Origin of the sequence: uncultured Thiodictyon sp. (genome assembly GCF_903828115.1) — a bacterium.
Taxonomy (GTDB): domain Bacteria; phylum Pseudomonadota; class Gammaproteobacteria; order Chromatiales; family Chromatiaceae; genus Thiodictyon.
Genome location: NZ_CAIKKU010000665.1, coordinates 1 through 16,084 on the forward strand (window position 1 = coordinate 1; position 16,084 = coordinate 16,084).

Annotated in this window: 15 protein-coding genes; 6 read left to right on the top strand and 9 right to left on the bottom strand. The window is 65.7% G+C overall.

The genetic code is table 11. From position 1 onward, the window contains the following. Positions 1-177 (bottom strand): MerR family DNA-binding transcriptional regulator (locus tag QZY48_RS25015; RefSeq protein WP_295436205.1); only part of this gene is annotated, 177 nt, incomplete at its 3' end. Between the two features lie 200 nt (positions 178-377). Here QZY48_RS25015 and QZY48_RS25020 point away from each other — a divergent pair. From QZY48_RS25020 to QZY48_RS25030, 3 genes are all read left to right on the top strand, one after another. Then, a complete protein-coding gene (locus QZY48_RS25020; RefSeq protein WP_295436180.1) occupies positions 378-671 on the top strand; it encodes a hypothetical protein in 294 nt (97 codons plus the stop codon). 36 nt (positions 672-707) lie between these two features. Then, a complete protein-coding gene (locus QZY48_RS25025; RefSeq protein ID WP_295436181.1) occupies positions 708-1,397 on the top strand; it encodes an endonuclease in 690 nt (229 codons plus the stop codon). A 140-nt stretch (positions 1,398-1,537) separates the two neighbouring features. Continuing rightward, the gene (locus QZY48_RS25030) at positions 1,538-2,476 is read left to right on the top strand and encodes an alpha/beta hydrolase (protein WP_295436182.1); all 939 of its coding nucleotides are present in this window, start codon (positions 1,538-1,540) and stop codon (positions 2,474-2,476) included. Here the strand turns inward: QZY48_RS25030 and QZY48_RS25035 are convergent. The 3 genes from QZY48_RS25035 to QZY48_RS25045 form a co-directional block, all read right to left on the bottom strand. Further along, complete coding sequence (locus QZY48_RS25035) at positions 2,473-3,984, bottom strand: autotransporter outer membrane beta-barrel domain-containing protein (protein ID WP_295436184.1); 1,512 nt, start codon at positions 3,982-3,984, stop codon at positions 2,473-2,475. The genes QZY48_RS25030 and QZY48_RS25035 overlap by 4 nt on opposite strands. Before the next feature lie 758 nt (positions 3,985-4,742). Then, a complete protein-coding gene (locus tag QZY48_RS25040) occupies positions 4,743-5,666 on the bottom strand; it encodes a tetratricopeptide repeat protein (RefSeq protein WP_295436186.1) in 924 nt (307 codons plus the stop codon). Positions 5,667-5,810: 144 nt separating this feature from the next. Next, positions 5,811-7,898: an SUMF1/EgtB/PvdO family nonheme iron enzyme gene (locus QZY48_RS25045; protein WP_295436188.1), complete on the bottom strand. Its 2,088-nt coding sequence runs from the start codon at positions 7,896-7,898 to the stop codon at positions 5,811-5,813. A 510-nt stretch (positions 7,899-8,408) separates the two neighbouring features. On the opposite strand from QZY48_RS25045, the gene QZY48_RS25050 reads away from it, so the two are divergent. Beyond that, positions 8,409-8,534 (top strand): hypothetical protein, encoded by a 126-nt coding sequence (locus QZY48_RS25050; RefSeq protein WP_295436191.1) that lies wholly within the window; start codon positions 8,409-8,411, stop codon positions 8,532-8,534. Here the strand turns inward: QZY48_RS25050 and QZY48_RS25055 are convergent. From QZY48_RS25055 to QZY48_RS25065, 3 genes are all read right to left on the bottom strand, one after another. Further along, positions 8,531-8,968 carry a sensor domain-containing diguanylate cyclase gene (locus QZY48_RS25055; protein WP_295436193.1) on the bottom strand — a complete coding sequence of 146 codons (438 nt, stop codon included), beginning with the start codon at positions 8,966-8,968 and terminating at the stop codon, positions 8,531-8,533. The genes QZY48_RS25050 and QZY48_RS25055 overlap by 4 nt on opposite strands. A 64-nt stretch (positions 8,969-9,032) precedes the next feature. Continuing rightward, positions 9,033-9,284 (bottom strand): hypothetical protein, encoded by a 252-nt coding sequence (locus QZY48_RS25060; protein ID WP_295436195.1) that lies wholly within the window; start codon positions 9,282-9,284, stop codon positions 9,033-9,035. Positions 9,285-9,404: 120 nt separating this feature from the next. Beyond that, positions 9,405-10,037: a transporter gene (locus tag QZY48_RS25065; RefSeq protein ID WP_295436197.1), complete on the bottom strand. Its 633-nt coding sequence runs from the start codon at positions 10,035-10,037 to the stop codon at positions 9,405-9,407. Between the two features lie 421 nt (positions 10,038-10,458). Between QZY48_RS25065 and QZY48_RS25070 the strand changes: the two genes are divergently transcribed. Next, positions 10,459-12,237 carry an AAA family ATPase gene (locus tag QZY48_RS25070; protein WP_295436198.1) on the top strand — a complete coding sequence of 593 codons (1,779 nt, stop codon included), beginning with the start codon at positions 10,459-10,461 and terminating at the stop codon, positions 12,235-12,237. A gap of 361 nt (positions 12,238-12,598) precedes the next feature. Here the strand turns inward: QZY48_RS25070 and QZY48_RS25075 are convergent, their stop codons facing one another. Then, positions 12,599-12,775 carry a hypothetical protein gene (locus QZY48_RS25075; RefSeq protein WP_295436200.1) on the bottom strand — a complete coding sequence of 59 codons (177 nt, stop codon included), beginning with the start codon at positions 12,773-12,775 and terminating at the stop codon, positions 12,599-12,601. Between the two features lie 151 nt (positions 12,776-12,926). Beyond that, positions 12,927-13,724, bottom strand: coding sequence for an HAD family hydrolase (locus QZY48_RS25080; RefSeq protein ID WP_295436202.1), 798 nt, complete (start codon positions 13,722-13,724; stop codon positions 12,927-12,929). Positions 13,725-14,004: 280 nt separating this feature from the next. On the opposite strand from QZY48_RS25080, the gene QZY48_RS25085 reads away from it, so the two are divergent. Next, positions 14,005-15,741 carry a SagB/ThcOx family dehydrogenase gene (locus QZY48_RS25085; RefSeq protein ID WP_295436203.1) on the top strand — a complete coding sequence of 579 codons (1,737 nt, stop codon included), beginning with the start codon at positions 14,005-14,007 and terminating at the stop codon, positions 15,739-15,741. Positions 15,742-16,084: the final 343 nt, after the last annotated feature.

Below are 16,084 nucleotides of genomic sequence, written 5' to 3' on the forward strand. Positions count from 1 at the left end.
GTCGGCGTCACCGATGGCTGTCAGGTCGGCCATCGAGTAGTACCGTGTCCCGCCCTTGGTCTTGCGTGCTGGAAGCAGTTCGCCGGTCGCTTCCCACTTGCGCAGCGCGGCGGGCGTTGACCCAAGGATCGCCGCTGCCTCGCCAATCTTGACTAACTTCTTTCTCGATAATGCCATATTATGGCAGGTTAGCGGAGATTTCAAGCAACAGCTACGAGCCCTTCGGCGCCACGCTCGGCGACTGGCTCGCGGGGGCTTCGCCGGGCAAGCAGGCGCGCCTGGCCGCTCTACAACGCATACTTGGTCTAGGCGCGCCGCTGCCGCCGGGTCTACGCTATCAACTGACACAGCGCTTTTTGCCAACAGGGGAGAACGATATGAGACGCTTCACAACCCCCGGGCTGGTGCTCGTCGCCATGACGGGCCTGGTCGGTGTCGGTCAGGCCGCGGCCCCGTCGCAGGAGACGGTCCGGGCCGTCTATGCGCAGTTGCTGGCACAGGCGGATGCCGACAAGGATGGAACGATTTCACTCGCGGAGTGCAAGTCCATCTTCAGCGATCCGGCGATCTCAGAGAAAAGCTGCCGGTTCTGGGATGTCAATAAGGACGGCGCCATCACCGAGGACGAATATGTCGAGCGGGTCATGCGCGTGACCAACAAGAACAAATAGCGGCGCGGCCGTGACCGAACGGGGCCTCCCTGGACCGTGAATCCCGAGCGCTGCCGCGCGGTCTACGCGGCCCTGGAGGCCGCCTATGGCCCCCAGGGGTGGTGGCCGGCGCAGACCCCCTTCGAGGTCATGGTCGGTGCCGTGCTGACCCAGAACACCGCCTGGACCAACGTGGAGCGGGCCTTGGCACGACTGACCGGGCGCATCGCCCTGACGGCCGAGGCGATCCTGGCCCTGGATGAAGCGGACCTGGCGGATGCGTTGCGCCCCTCGGGGTATTTCAACATCAAGGCCCGGCGCCTGCGGTCCTTTTGCGAGGGCTTCCTGGCGGGCGGCGGGCTGCCGGGGCTCGGCGCCCTGGACACCGCGCCACTGCGCCAACACCTGCTGGCCATCCCGGGCGTGGGACCGGAGACCGCCGACGACATGCTGCTCTATGCCTTCGCGCGCCCGGTCTTCGTGGTCGATGCCTACACCCGGCGCGTCTTCACCCGGCTGCGCCTGCTGCGCGGCGACGAGGGCTACGAGACCATCCGCGCCGCCTTCGAGACCGCCCTGGGCGCGGACGTGCCGCTCTTCAACGCCTATCACGCACTGATCGTGCGCCACGGCAAGGAGGTCTGCCGCAAACACCCGCGCTGCGACTGCTGCTGTCTGCGCGGCGGCTGCCCGGCGGGCCATGAGCAGGGTGCTGCCTTGCGCGTGAAAGCGAGTTTGCATTCGTGATACCGCTACGAGACGGGGCGAGTATTCCCGTCGGATGGGTAGAGCGCAGCGAAACCCATCGTTGGCAAGGCGAGTATTCCCGCAGGGTGAGTAGAGCGCAGCGAAACCCATCGTTTCGCGCGCCTCACAGGCGTTGCTTGTTGAGTTTCACTGCGCTCTACCCAAGGCACGGCGCCGACCTCCCCGACCGTGCGACCGCCAGTGCCGGGCGCCCCTGGGTCAGTCGATTGCGCGCTATCGCCTTGCTCGTGTTGATTGGCCTCGCCGTGGGCTGTACGGATGCTGTCAAAGATTCGGCGGGGGCGGTCAACGCCGTGGGCCAGGACCGGCGGTTGGTCACCGGCGCCGGGTTTGAGCATCTGACTTACCGCCATGGCATCCCGCCGAACCCTGGCGAAGTACGGGTTTATTTGGAAGGCGACGGACTGCCCTGGGTGAGCCACACACGCATTGCGCGCGATCCATCGCCGCGGACACCACTGGCGTTGCGGCTGATGGCACAGGACCCGGCCCCGAGCCTGTATCTCGGCCGTCCCTGTTACCATGGCCTCGCCCACTCCTCGGGTTGCGCCCCATGGCTGTGGACCCACGGGCGCTACAGCGTGACAGTCGTCGACAGCATGGTGGCGGCGCTGCGCCGGGCGGTGGGTCCCAAGGCGCGGATCAGCTTGATCGGCTACAGCGGCGGCGGCGCCCTGGCCATGCTGATGGCGGGGCGGATGGATAACGTCGAGCGCGTGGTGACGATCGCCGCTAACCTGGACATCGATGCCTGGGCGGACCTCCACGGCTACAGCCGCCTGAGCGGCTCGCTCAATCCGGCGGCAGCGCCCCCTTTACCCGGGCGCGTGCGGCAAATCCACCTTGCGGGCGGTCGGGACCTGCAGGTTCCCGCCAGCCTGGGGCAGGCCGTCGGGGTTGGCCTGCCTGAGGTGGTGCGAATCACCTTTCCTGACTTTGACCACCGCTGCTGTTGGGAAGGCGTCTGGCCGAGCGTCCTGGCGACGCTTGAGCAGCCAGACTCAGCCGACCAGGCGGCGTCACTGCGGCGCCTGGCCGCAGTGGCCGCCGGGCCTTAGAACTCCAGGCGCACGCCCAGACTCAGCGATTGCTCCCGGTAATCGTTCATCCCGATCACCGTCTCGTAGGTCAGGTAGGCCGTTCTGCCTTGTCCGAACTGCGCCCCCATCCCGATGCCGAGACGAAAATAATTCTTGTCGAACCCGTCGGTGGCCAAGGCGAACGGGATACGGGACGGGTCGTTTGCGAAGTAGCCGGATAGGTTATCGTTGCCTTGCTGGAACTCATGGAACCATTCGAGCCAGGCCTGGGGTAACAGCACCGCGGTGCGCGTACTGATCGAGTGCGTGTAGTTGACACCCAGCACGCTCGTCATGGAGGTCGATTGCTGACTGCCGATCTCCAGGTCCAGGCCCGAGGCGCCGCGCTCGTTGTAGCCGTCGAGATTCATCTTGACGTACTGGACGCGTCCGTAAACGTCAAAGATCCCGGCGCCGCGGATGAAGTCATACCCGCTGCCGAGCATCAGGGCATATTGGTCGCCATTGAAGGTGGCACTGGCCTGCCGTGCATTGCCGACCAGGCTATAATTGATGTTACGGGTCTGATCGTAGTCGCCCCAACCGTAGGTCGCGGAGCCCTCCAGATAGAAATGATCCGTGGCGTAGTAGGTCCCGTAGAGTGTGCTGCTCCAGGCGTAGGCATCGAGCTTGCCCCCGTTGCTATCGATGTCCAGGCCGGTGTCGCCATAGCCGAGCGCGAAGCCCATCACCAGTCCCGGCACGAACCGATAGTCGATACCGGCAGTCACCCCCAGGGTTTTGAAGCTGTAACCGTCTTCGTTGGCCGATTTGTTCTTGTCTCCGACATCAATGTTGCCGTTGACAAAGACGCCCAAACGCTCGAAGGCCTCGGGGTCATCGGCGCTCGCCCCGCCGCCCGTGTCGCCCGCCTGCTTCAGCAGCCCGGCCACCAGGTCGCCGTTGAGGCTCTGGCCGTCGCGCTGGAGGGTCAGGCCGCGCAGGCTGATGCCTCGCGCCCCACGGCGCAAGGCAGTCAGGCGGTTGGCGATATTGTCGAGTTGGGCACCGGCGATCTGATTGGTCACACTGACTGGGGCGGCGGCCTGCGCCGGGGTCAGGGAGACCACCGCCTGCACCGCGGCACCCGGGTTACTCACTGAATTGGAGATCAGTGCCCGGCATTGATTGAGCAGGTCCTGCTCCCCGGTGGTCAGCGCGCGTTGTCCGGCCGTCGCGGCGAGTTTTGGACAGAGTCTATCCAGGGTCCTTGCCATGACCGCCTGGTTACCCGACAGCCCGGGCAAGGTGGCCAGCGGGTTCATCACACCAGTGAATTTGAGTGCGGTGCTGGTGCCCTCGACATGGGCCTGGACGACATACTGGCCATTTCCACTCGGCGTCAATACAGTACTAGTCCTGCCCTGGGCGTCGGTCAGTGACCTCGTGTTCGACAAGACGCCGCCGCCGGTGACGATGGTCCAGATGATGGGTATGGCCGCGGCCGGGGAACCATTGCTCGTTGCCGCTACTACGAAGGGCTGCAAGGTCTGACCTGGGGATCCCACCTGCCCTTCACCGGAGATGGCCGCAAGACTCGCGGGCGCAGGCGGATTGTCGGCGGCAGGCGGATTGTCGGCGGCAGGCGGATTGATGGTGACAGTAACTGTCCGGGAGTTGACGGTGCAAGATCCGCCTGGCCCTTCCACTTCCGAATAGCTACACGTTCTGATAGTCAAGATAATGGTTTTCGGACCACCGGCAGGGGTAACGCCGTTCAGCGCCCTGATAGTAAAATTCTGTTGCCATGACCAGTTTGGCAGATCTGGAATAGTCACAGGAAGTGAATTCGTGCCTTGCTGCAATCCCTGGATCGTATAATCAACGCCCGATCTTGCCGACCCGGATACCTCTACGACTAAGGCGGCCTGCACAACGTAATAGTCCCCGGTTACGTTGACAGACCCGCTGCTTACCCCTCCTGCGGAAATCACCGTCGGCGCTGCGGTGATGGCTGCCACGGGGGCCGCGGCATGGGCACGGGGGGCCGCGAGCAGACAACACAGCGTGACGATGACGAGCAGGACCCCTGCCGCATCCTGGACGCGTTGCCAACAGCGTGTTGTCGAGCGACTTCTGTTGACAACACCGGGCCGGCACAGCGCACCCAGTGCGGCGCCGTCAATGGTATCGGTTCTCATTCTCTCTCCCCCTCTCACGTCTATAGCTTCAGATGGATGGCTCGTGCTGGCGTCTGATCTGCGCAACCAGGGTTTTCTGATCCGTTGCGATTATGGAAACAAAGTCATTGTTGCGCAACAACGGGTTCCGCCAGCGTTTCGATCCGCCGCTGACTCTCCATCACGAGCTTCTGGGATTCAGCCTGCTGAGAAACCGCCACATACTGGTCGATCAACCGCTTGCGGGTCGTGATCTCCGGTGTCGGCTGATCGATCATGCGCTTCGTGCGACCGCTGCGCACCACCTCCTCTTTCGCCTGCGCGACCTGCGTCTGGACCTTGCGGACACTGTGGTCGCTGGCGCTGCGCGCCGCCCGGATTTGTTGGAATTGGGCCTTGGCCATGGCACGATCCGGGGCCTTGGCCGGTGCGGCCACCGGTGCCGCCCTGGTCGGCGACGGCCGTGCCGCGGCGAGCGCCTGGGCGAGATAGACCACCTTGTCCTGGGTCAGTCCCGCGGCCTTGCGGTAAAACTCCAGGGCCTGGACCGGGTCGCGCTCGACGCCGAGCCCCTTCTCGTAGAGGGTTCCCAAGAGCAACTGGGCGCGGGGATAGCCCTGGTCCGCGGCCTTCCGATACCACTGGGCGGCGGTGGTATAGTCCCGCGGCCGACCGAGTCCACGCTCGTAGATCTCGCCCACGTAGGTTTGGGCGGTCGCGTCCCCCGCGTCGGCGGCGGAGCGCCACACGGCAAGCGCCGTATCCGGGTTGGCACGATCGAACAGGATGTACTGACCACCCAGGATTTCGCATTCGCTGGCGATCATCTTGACGGGCCGTGGCCGCGTGACCCAGGTGATGGTCCGCCCCATGCGGCGCATCTTGCCGGGAAGCAGGCAGTCGACCACGGTCAGGTCCTCCGCCTGACTGACCAGACGCTCGATCGTCTTGGGGTCGTCCCGGACGCCGGCCGCCTGCCGGTAGAGCGCATCCCCTTGCGGTGCCGCGCAGGCGCCGAGCAGCAGCGTGGTGGCCGTGGTGGCCGCCATCGTGGTGATTACACCCGATCCCGTTCTTCGCTTCATGATCGTCGCCCTATGTTCGCTTTTTCTGACCAACAAACCCCGGCTTACGCCGCTGAAATCGTGATGCCGATGTGCCGTATCGTCAAGTCGAATCTTGTCAGTTCTTCCCTAAGGCGATAAGACCCGCGCCGGACGGAACCCGACGGTATTGAGGCCGAGGTTGGCCGGGGCGCCGTCACGGGCGGCGGCGCGTACCAGACCCGGCGCATCGAGCCAGGAGCCGCCGCGGAATACCTTCGCCCCGCTGCCGGCAGTGTCGCTGCACCGGGACTCGTCACCGTTGTAGCTCGTGCCGTATCCGGAGCAGGTCCATTCCGCCAGATTACCCAACAGGTCACGCAAGCCAAAGGGGTTGGGAGGAAAGGTCGCGGTCGGCGCAGTGTAGATCTGACCGTCCTTACATTCGGCGGTGTTGGCAAGCTTGCAGCCCGCCTTGGGATTGTCGCCCCAGTAACGGCTTGAGGTCGTCCCCGCACGGGCCGCGTATTCCCACTCCAGCTCCGTCGGCAGGCGGTACTGGTGACCGGTCTGCGCCGTCAACCACTCGAGATAGGCCCGCGCATCGTTCCAACTGACGCAGGCCACCGGGTGGTTATCCGATACCGGGTATCCGGGGGACTCCCAGGACAGGCTGATATCCGGCACCAACTGTTCCCGACTCTCGTCAGGTTTCAGGCAGGTCGAGATCCGATCGACCTCGGTTCTGTAGCCCCGTTTCTGAACGAATTGCCGAAATTGTGCCAAGGTCACTTCGGTCTCACCCAGGGCGATCGGCTCAGGGACCCGCGCCAGGTGGCTTTGCTCATCCGGGTTGCGACCGCTCTCACCGGGAGGGGAGCCCATCTTGAATTCTCCAGCCGGCAGCCAGACCATGGTGGGGCCCAGGCCCCCGCTGCTCAGCGGCTCCGCGAAGCGTGCGCCCGGTACCGGCCGGTCGCTTGCCACCGGCGGCCGTTCCTCCTGTTTTGGCCCGGCCTCCGGTGCGGCGGCAGGACTCCTCTGCGGTTGTTGCGCAGCATCATCCGGCGGGTGCTCCGGCGTCTTGTCGGTTGCCTCCTTCGCCAGGGTCTCAGTGGTCGGTGGGCCTGAGGCGGAAGGTTGGTCTGAGGGTACGACGCCGTCCGTTGCGGTCGTGCTTGGCGGCGTTGGCCGCGGGGGCGGCGGCAGGAACCAATAAAGACTGCCACCGGCACCCGTCAGCAGGACGAGTCCGATGACCCACCGCAGCGCGCGGGGTGGCCCGCGGTGTTCGCCTGCTCGCGTACGGTCAAGGACGACGGTCGCCAGGGGTCCAGGGTTCGCCGGCCAGCGCGCCAGCAGTTCCTTCAGCGAGGCCGGGCGCCGCGCCGGGTCGGGCTCCAGCATTGCGGCCAGCCAGGGGCGCAGGGAGGCGTCGATTCCAGTGAGGTCCGGGACCGTCTGGCGGGCGCGTATCGCGGCCTCGAAGCTGTTGCCCATGTCCAGCGGTCGGCCCAGGGCGGCGGCGGCCAGGGTCAGCCCCAGGCTGTAGTTGTCCGAGCGCCCGTCCACCTCCCCACCGAACATCCCGAACTGTTCCGGGGCGGCGAAGCGTAACTTACCGGCGAAGGAGGCGCCGATGATGGTCGCCTGGGTCGGATCAGTGAGCTTGCTGAGCCCGAAGTCGATAAGTTCGGCGGCCCCCACGCGGTTGCCGGGCAAGATGATATTGTCCGGTGATATGTCCCGATGAATAGCGCCCCGCCGGTGGGCCTCCGCGAGCCCGTCGGCCAGGCGGTCGCGGAGCATGAGCACCTCGCTGGCCGGGAGCGGACCCGCGCGCATCCGTTGCGCGAGGGAGGGGCCGTCCACGTACTCCATGACCAGATAGTCGCGTCCGTCCGCGTCGCGCACGAAGCCGTCGTAGCTTACGATGGCTTCATGCCGCACCCCGCGCAGGACCTTGGCCTCCCGGTAGAAGAGGTCCATCACCTGACTATTGGCCGCCATATCGGGGCGGATCACCTTGATGGCGTGCTGGGTGCCGAGCCCCGCATGGCGGGCGAGATAGACCTCACCCATGCCGCCGCTCCCGAGCAGTCGCTCCACCCGATACGTGTTCACCAGCAGGGTCCCGGGGGCGATCGTCGCGTCCGCGCCGGGTGTCGGGCGGGCCACCGTGCCGGTTGCCATCGCCGCCGCGGCGGGATGCTGAACCCGGGTTTCGTCTTGGTTCATCGAAGCGGTCTCCGCGCCGGACAGTGAATCGGTGTCGACCTGATCATTATCGCCATCTCGGGGCTGATGAACCTGACTTTGTCACGGACTTGGGCGGAGCAGCACAGGCCGCTGGGAGTGGCAGCACTTACCAGGAAATGCGCTGATCGAGCGGCGCTGCCGTGCGGAGACCGCCGCCTGTGCATGGCGGTCACGGACAGCGGACAGGCTTGACCAGCAAGCCCTGATAAACGAACACGACCACTCACCGCCCCGCGGCCGGGGCTGCCGGGCGGGTTCCGGCACTATGTCAGCCGCGACCACCGGCTGGAACACCGGGCACAGGACGCGCAGGCGCACCCGCTGGCCCCGCCCGACGCGAGCGCCCTGCCGGGGTGCAGCCGGGCGGCGGATCAGCCCAGGAGCAGTCTGCGCAGTTGCCACCGCAGCACCCCAATACCAGCCCGCTGACCGCCGCCGACCTGATCCGCCAACGGCGCAGCGCCCAGGCATTCGACGGCGCCACCCCCCTTGTCCGCTGGGCGTTGGTTCGCCATCCTGGACGCCCTGCTGCCGCGCCCCGGGGTGCCGCCCCTGGACGCCTGGGGCGGGCGGCCGCGGGTCCACCCGCTCTTCGTCCACCGGGTCACCGACTAAGGCCTCGGCAGGCGGCCGACGTGCCGGGCGGCGTCCGCCTCCTCCGCGCTCAGGTCGCCGATGAGCAGCACGAACTCATCGCCGCCCAGGCGTGCCGCGTTATCGGCGGCGCGCAGGGTCAGGGTGAGGCGGCGCGCTACCTCGATCAACAGCAGATCACCGGCGGCATGCCCGTAGGCGTCGTTGAGCGGCTTGAAATTGTCCAAATCCAACAGGAGTAATGCACCATAGCAACCGCTGCGGAGGGCAGCGGCCCGTACCTGACCCAGACGGTCATCGAGCAAACGCCGGTAGGCTTGGTTGACGTCGAGAAAGCGCCCGTCCCGGTCGCACACAAAAAACCCGTCCAGGCTGGTGGCGATGATGGCGCGGTACTCCTGCGATGCGCCAGCCCAGTGCGGCCAACCAGGTAAACAGAACGGCAAAGACTGCATGATGGAATTGCAGGCGCAGCAAATCATTGCGCAACCCCAGACGGATGCCTTCAAATCCGAGCAGTTACAAGAACGGGGCGGCAACCATCAGGATCAGCGGCAATGGTCTGCCCAGTTCGCGGCGCAGCGATTGGATACGCATCATGACGCCGACGAACATCAGAACATTGGCGAACGCAAAGGTCACCCACTCCGGAGCCTGGCCACGCAGGGCGAACAGGACCATGGACAAGCCCAGCAGCAGGTCGCCGCCGTATTGCAGGATCAGGCTTCCGAATGGGAATTTGATCATGCCCGACAGGGTATAGCGGTGCACCCGCAGCACGTTGTCCCAGGGCGCTTCGTCGATGCGTGAGGCCCCGCCCTGACTGTAGAAATAGCTCAGGCCCAGGGTGAGGCGTGCGGCCGGGGTGTAGCTGAACGCGATTTGCCAATTCTACAGCAGTTGTTGTTCGAGGGTGCCGATCCGGCCGGTACCCCGGTGGTACCCGTCATTATCGCCAAACCACTGGACATCGAACGCCGTCATCGCGTTTCCGCGTGACCCCAGGCGGTGGCTGTACCCGGCCTGCACGGCCGCCTGGTAGCGGTTCTCGCCCGGGTTGGTATTGAGCGACAGGGTGCGCCTGGCGTCGTAGCTGCCGGTGGGCCGGGTGACATAGCCCGCCACCGCGGCATAGCGTCCGCGCTCACGATCGGCATAGGGCCAGGTGGCCAGGACCAAGGTCAGATCGCCGAGACCGGAGCCGCGCTCCAGAGACGACAGGGCGCCGCCGGGCTCCAGGTGGCGCTCGGCCAGTTGCGCATAGGCAAAGGAGGGGTGGGCGCGCCAGGTGAAGGCCTGTCCCACGCGCAGCAGCAGTTGATCGACCGTCAGCCTGGTGTCGAGGGGTTGGCGCACCCCGTCCCGGTACAGGTCCCCGCGGCGGCTCGAGAGATAGGACAATTGGACCGTGGTGATGCCGGGCGGGGGTGCGATCACGTCCGTCGGCAACAGGTCCACCGCTTGGGCGGGCCGGAGCAAGGCGGCGACCAGCATGGCGGTCACTGAACGGGGCTTTGGCGTCATGGGTTGCTTGGTGTCGGGAAGCCCGAGGGCCGCGGGGCAGTGCCCGCTGGTGGATGACGGCTCGGTCCGTCGCCCGACGCGTCTGACATTGGCGGTCTCGAGCACCGCGCACCGCCGCGGCCAAGACCACGACGCCTTGGTGCTCCGGCGGCAGGTTCTTGCCAGGGGTCCGATGACGGACCTCTTTATCCGCGCAAAGACGGCAAACGGATAGAAAGTTCAAGCACTCGAAACCGGATTTGGCCCCTATACTAGCGGTGCGGAAGATGCCCGGCAAGGATCGGGCAACGCGGATGCTCGGGGTTGACCTGGGTAAGCCGTTCCAGGGCGAAGGCCGGGCGGGCACAGTAGTGCAACATCTTGCCGGATGAGCCTTGTTCCGGCCTAGGGATACCCAGATCACCACCGAGCAACAAACTCCGTGTTTCAGACGGATGGTAAGGCATCAATGATTACCCAAGTAACCCTGCGTAACTTTAAGAGCGTCGGTGAACAGACCTATGACTTCACGCTATTCGATCTGCTTGTTGGACGTAACAACTGCGGCAAGAGCACGGTACTCCAGGGATTGGCAATCTGGCAGTTCTGCGTAGACGAGTTCCATCGCTCCAAGCGCAGCGGCTCTAAAGGCATTCAGGTCGTGCTGCCCAATTTCACCGCCCTGCCGGTGCCCGAGTTCAATTTGCTCTGGAAGGATCGGACGGACCGCCAATGGCCCTTAATCAACGGCAAGAAGAAGCAGGTGTACATTCTGATAGAAATCCGGGTGGAGTGGCGGCGGGCCTCGGGTGATACCGGCTCATTCGGGGTGGAGCTACGCTACCACTCACCTCAAACCATTTACGCCATCCCTGGTGGTGGCTGGGCGGCATTCCGCGAGTGCGAGCAACAGGGGGATCTGCCTAAGATTGCGTACGTGCCGCCGTTTTCTGGTCTGGAGACCGCTGAGAAATGGTTGGATGTGTCGCCGATCCGCCAACAGGTCGGCAAGGGCCAACCTGGCAGTGTGCTCCGTAATCTGCTGCTGCAGGTGTGCCCCGCACCGCCCCGCGACCGGGATGGTCGAATCGCTGATGGCTATGTGCATCCACCCACGGACTGGCAAGCGTTGGCCGCTGTCATCGAACGCTGGTTTTCCGTCAGGATTCGCGAGCCGAAGTATAACTCGGAGAAAGATGTTTACATAACGGTAGAATATCAGCAGGGCGGCAAGAACTACGATATCATTGCCGGCGGCAGCGGTTTTCACCAGACGCTTACTTTGTTGGCATTCCTGTTCGGCTACCACCCGACGACGATCTTGCTGGACGAACCGGATGCGCACCTGCACGTCAATCTGCAACGCGAGATTCTGCAGTATTTTAAGCGTAATGCTCTGGAGCGGAACACGCAATTCCTGATCGCCACGCACGCTGAAGAGCTCGCTCGTGGGGTGGATGCCAGTCAGATCGTCTCCTTGCTGGCGCAGGTGCCCAAACGAATTCAGTCCACTCCGGAAGTACTCCGGGCAATGTCGGAGGTGTCGAACGAGGAGGTCACCCGATTGATGGCCTCGCCAAACATCGTCTATGTCGAAGGAGAAAGTGACGAGCGCATCCTGCGTGCGTGGTCGGGTTCAGGTGGGGCCCAGGAGACGATGGATAAAGTCTACTTCAAGGCCATGGGCGGGGGCGGTAAGAAAAATATGAAGGAAAGGGCTGATCAACACTATTCGGCCCTTCAGCAGATCATCCCGGAAGTTGCGAGACTGATGCTCTTTGATTTCGATGATGCCGATAACGCATTTCATCCGGAGCCCGAGAACCCCACGTTGGCGGAATGGCGCCGCAAGAACATTGAGAACTATCTGCTGGTGCCGGAGGCCTGGAAGCGGGCCGCACTTAGGGAGTTGCAGTCGACCGAGGATGATCTGTTCGTGCGCCCGGTGTTCAAGATTATCGATGAATTTTTTTCCAGCGAGAACTTGACGCTGCCCCCAGGGAAAACCTGGCGTAATGTTACAGCGAACGTATTCAGTGTCGTGGACGGAAAACGGATTTTGTTCGAGAATGACGAGTCGCTCTTTCAGAGTCTAAGGACTGCTTCTATCTCGGTCGAGCTGATACGAGAGCGGGTGGCCATGAATATGACGGCCGATGAAATCCATGAGGACGTCCATCGCTTCATTGAGAAGGTGAAGGCCCTGGTTGGAGAGGAATGACGCGCCTCCTCATGCCGCAACGCCTCAATCGGGTCCAGCCACGCCGCGCGCAGCGTCGGGAAAAAGCCGAGCAGGGCCGTAGGGCGGATGCCCGCAGGGCGATCCGCCACGCTGACGCGAACACCGGCGGCTTGGACTCCTCGAAGCGCTCCGCATCCCCGGCAAGCCAAAGCTCCACCAGCTGAAGCTCAAAGGCCCGGCGGAACATTGGGACCAGTTCCTGCGCGTCGATGTCGGCGGCAAGCCAGACCAGGGTGGCCCCGACCCAAGCGGTCGCGTCGGAAGGCCCTCCCCCTCCCTCGCCTCCGCCGCGTCCAGCCAGCGCCTTGCAAATCGGCCCAGGCGCTCCTGCAGCCCGTCACTATCCAGTTCCCTGACGCTGCTCAACGGCCTCGATCAGTGCCGCGCGGGGGAAGCGACCGGGGCCGGCGGTGGCGAGTGCCTGGAAAATCTCGTCGGGGATGTGGGTTCTTGAGTTGTCGTTGTCGTTGTCGAGATTATCGTAGCACCCCGGCTTCTCTCGCACCCCAAAGTGCATCGCTTCTCCGATTACGATTACGATTTCGATTACGATTACGACAACGAGAACCGTAGGGACCAATTCCGCGCCCTGGCCCGGGCCAGGATGCACATGACCTGCAAGGGCACGAGCGCCGCCGCGCGGGCGGCGGAGATCAACGGGGCCAGACTCAACCGATTCCGCCGGGGTGCAGGTGCCGAAACACCCGCTCGATGGCCCCGAGGTCAAGGTATCCCTGAGCGAGATCGGCCCCGCCCGCCTCCCCCCCCAGGACCAGCGCGGGGGACCCGGGCTCCCCAAGCTGATCCAGGACCAAAGCCGCCCCGGTAAAGTCCTGACCGACGGTATAGGAACTCTCGGTCACCAGGATGGCACCCAGGCCAGCCCCCAGGGCCGAGCGCACCCCGTTGTCGGAGTCCTCCAGGGCGATGCAGGCGGCTCCCGGCAGGCCCATGCGCTCCAGGGCCCAGGTGTAGATGTCGGGCGCCGGCTTCTTCTGCGGGACCACATCGCCGGCGGCAATCACCTCGAACCAGTCGCCGATCCCGGGCTCACCGCAGTTCGCCAGGAGCGCGGTGACGTTCTCCGGGGTGGTCGTGGTCGCGATTCCCAGCCGGACCCCGGCGGCTCTCGCCTCGCGCAGCAGCCGCAAGACCCCGGGGCGCAGCGGGATGCGCCCCTCGCCCAGCAGCTCGACAAAGTGCCGGGTCTTGCTGCGATGCAGCCCGGCGATGAAGCCATCGAGATCGGCCGGACCGCGCCAGTCCGGGCGCCAGCGCTCCAGGTAATAGCGCATGCGCTCCTTGCCGCCGGTGACGGCCAGCAGTTGGCCGTACAGGTCCACATCCCAATCCCAATCCAGGCCGGCCTCGGCGAAGGCGGCGTTGAAGGCCGGCCGGTGACCGTCGCGCTCGGTATCGGCCAGGGTCCCATCGACATCGAACAAGAGTGCCGCGAATGCGACCATAACATTGCACCTATCAGGTTTCGCCTACGACTGCCTTACAAAGCGCGGTGCTTCGCTCCGACGGATAGGAAATTCAAGCACCCAAGCACCCGAGGCCGGAGATGGCCCCGATCTTAGACGCGCGAGAGGCACCCGGCAAGAATCGGGCAACGCGGACGTTGCGCTGCCGTTCGGAGACCACCACCGGTGCATGGCGGTCACGGACAGCAGACAGGCTTGACCCGCAAGCCCCCCTCTGATACACGGACAGGACCACTGGCCGCCGCGAAACCCTGACCCGTTGGAGCCGCCGCTGTCCATCGCCGCGAACAGCGCGCTGGGCCGCCAAGGCTTCGACGCCGACCTGATGCGACGGGCCCGGGCGGACCGGACCAACCCCGAGGCCCCCATGACCCCCACCGACCTGGAACCCGTCCACACCTATCACCGTGCGAGCAAGCACCGACCCGAACGCTATGCGCCGGGGCCGGACGGCCTGGACTGGGCCAATCAGCCGGACCCCTTCCGCATCTTCGCGGGGACGCGATCCATCGACCTGCCGCTGGGGGCGGATGCGCAGGCGCTCTCTTTTGAGCGGGTGCGCGCGGGCGCGCGGCCGGCACCGGCGCCGCTGGACCTGGAACACCTGGGGGTGTTCCTGGAACTGGCCCTGGGCCTTGCGGCCTGGAAGTCCGTCGGCGAGGCCCGCTGGGCCCTGCGCTGTAACCCCTCCAGCGGCAATCTGCACCCCACCGAGTGCTATCTGATCACCGACCCGCGGCCGGGGCTGCCGGGCGGGGTCTGGCACTATGTCAGCCGCGACCACCGGCTGGAACACCGGGCACTGGACGCACAGGCGCACCCGCCGGCCCCGCCCGACGCGCCCCTGGTCCTGGCGCTGACCAGTATCCAGTGGCGCGAGGCCTGGAAATACGGCCTGCGCGCCTATCGCTACTGCCAGCTCGACCTGGGCCACGCGCTGGGCGCGCTGGCCTATGCCGCCGCCGTGCTGGGCTGGCGGGTGGGGGTCCTGCCCTGGGGGGATGCGGAACTGGCCCGCCGGTTGGGGCTCGACCGGCCCGGTGACTTCGACCCGGACCAGGGGGAGGCGCCGGACCTGGCCCTCTGGGTCGGCCCCCAGGCACCGGCGGCCAGCGACCTCGCCCGCCTGGCCGCGGCCGAGCGGACCTTCGTCGGCCGGGCCAACCGGCTCAGTGACGACCCGCGCCCCTGGCCCGGGATCACAACCGTCGCCGCCGCCTGCGAGCGCCCCGCCGGGGTCCGGCCAGGCGGCGGATCAGCCCGGGAATCGTCTGCGCAGTTGCCGCCACCGCGGCCCAATCCCAGTCCACTGACCGCCGCCGACCTGATCCGCCAACGGCGCAGCGCCCAGGCCTTCGACGGCGTCACCCCCCTGTCGGCGCCGCGCTGGTTCGCCATCCTGGACGCACTGCTGCCGCGCCCCGGGGTGCCGCCGCTGGACGCCTGGGGCGGACGGCCGCGGGTCCACCTGGCGCTCTTCGTCCACCGGGTCACGGACATTGCCCCGGGACTCTATCTGCTGGCCCGCGACACCGCGGCCATCCCGGCGCTGCGCGCGGGCCTGCAGAAAGACTGGCGCTGGGACCCGGTGCCCGGCGCCCCCGCCCGGTTGCCCCTCTTCGCCCTGACCCTGGGCGACGCCCAAGCAGCGGCGCGCCAGCTCGCCTGCCATCAGGAGATCGCCGCCGACAGCGCCTTCGCGGTGGGGATGCTGGCGGACTTCGACGGCGCGCTCGCGGCGGGACCCTGGTGCTACCGGGAACTCTACTGGGAGTGCGGGCTGCTCGGGCAGGTCCTGTATCTGGAGGCGGAGGCGGCCGGCGTGCGCGGCACCGGCATCGGCTGCTTTTTCGACGACGCCATGCACCGGTTGCTGGGGATCACCGACACCCGTTGGCAATCGCTCTATCACTTCACGGTCGGGACCCCGGTGGACGATCCGCGGCTTCAGAGCGCGCCGCCTTATCCACCGCGGTTACGCCAGGATCGTCTGTAGCAGGTCGGCGAGCCCAATCGCCTCAATGTTATCGGCCAGGGGTAGGCGGCGGTCTCCGGGCTTTATACTTGAAGATTCGGTGATCGAGGCCGAAATCTCAAGGATGGTGTTCGTCGAACAGGGTGCAGACACCGAAGGCCACGCGTCTGTGGCCCCATCGTCCTTTGGCTGCGCCGCCCGCCGCGATCACGGCGGCGTTGAATTTCGCGGTTTCCTCGGTGCTGCCCCTTGGTCCGGAGCAGGGCCCTAGGGCCACTGCCGCTAAGTCAAGCGCCGCAGCCCACGCCCCTGGAGTCCAAGGCTTCAGCCTTGGAGCGCGCCAAGGCTGAAGCCTTGGACTCCA

Coding starts and splice junctions, on each gene's coding strand:
- QZY48_RS25020 (WP_295436180.1), top strand. CDS start 378: ATGAGACGCTTCACAACCCCCGGGCTGGTGCTCGTCGCCATGACGGGC.
- QZY48_RS25040 (WP_295436186.1), bottom strand. CDS start 5,666: ATGGCGGCCACCACGGCCACCACGCTGCTGCTCGGCGCCTGCGCGGCA.
- QZY48_RS25045 (WP_295436188.1), bottom strand. CDS start 7,898: ATGAACCAAGACGAAACCCGGGTTCAGCATCCCGCCGCGGCGGCGATG.
- QZY48_RS25055 (WP_295436193.1), bottom strand. CDS start 8,968: ATGCAGTCTTTGCCGTTCTGTTTACCTGGTTGGCCGCACTGGGCTGGC.
- QZY48_RS25065 (WP_295436197.1), bottom strand. CDS start 10,037: ATGACGCCAAAGCCCCGTTCAGTGACCGCCATGCTGGTCGCCGCCTTG.
- QZY48_RS25075 (WP_295436200.1), bottom strand. CDS start 12,775: ATGCACTTTGGGGTGCGAGAGAAGCCGGGGTGCTACGATAATCTCGAC.
- QZY48_RS25080 (WP_295436202.1), bottom strand. CDS start 13,724: ATGGTCGCATTCGCGGCACTCTTGTTCGATGTCGATGGGACCCTGGCC.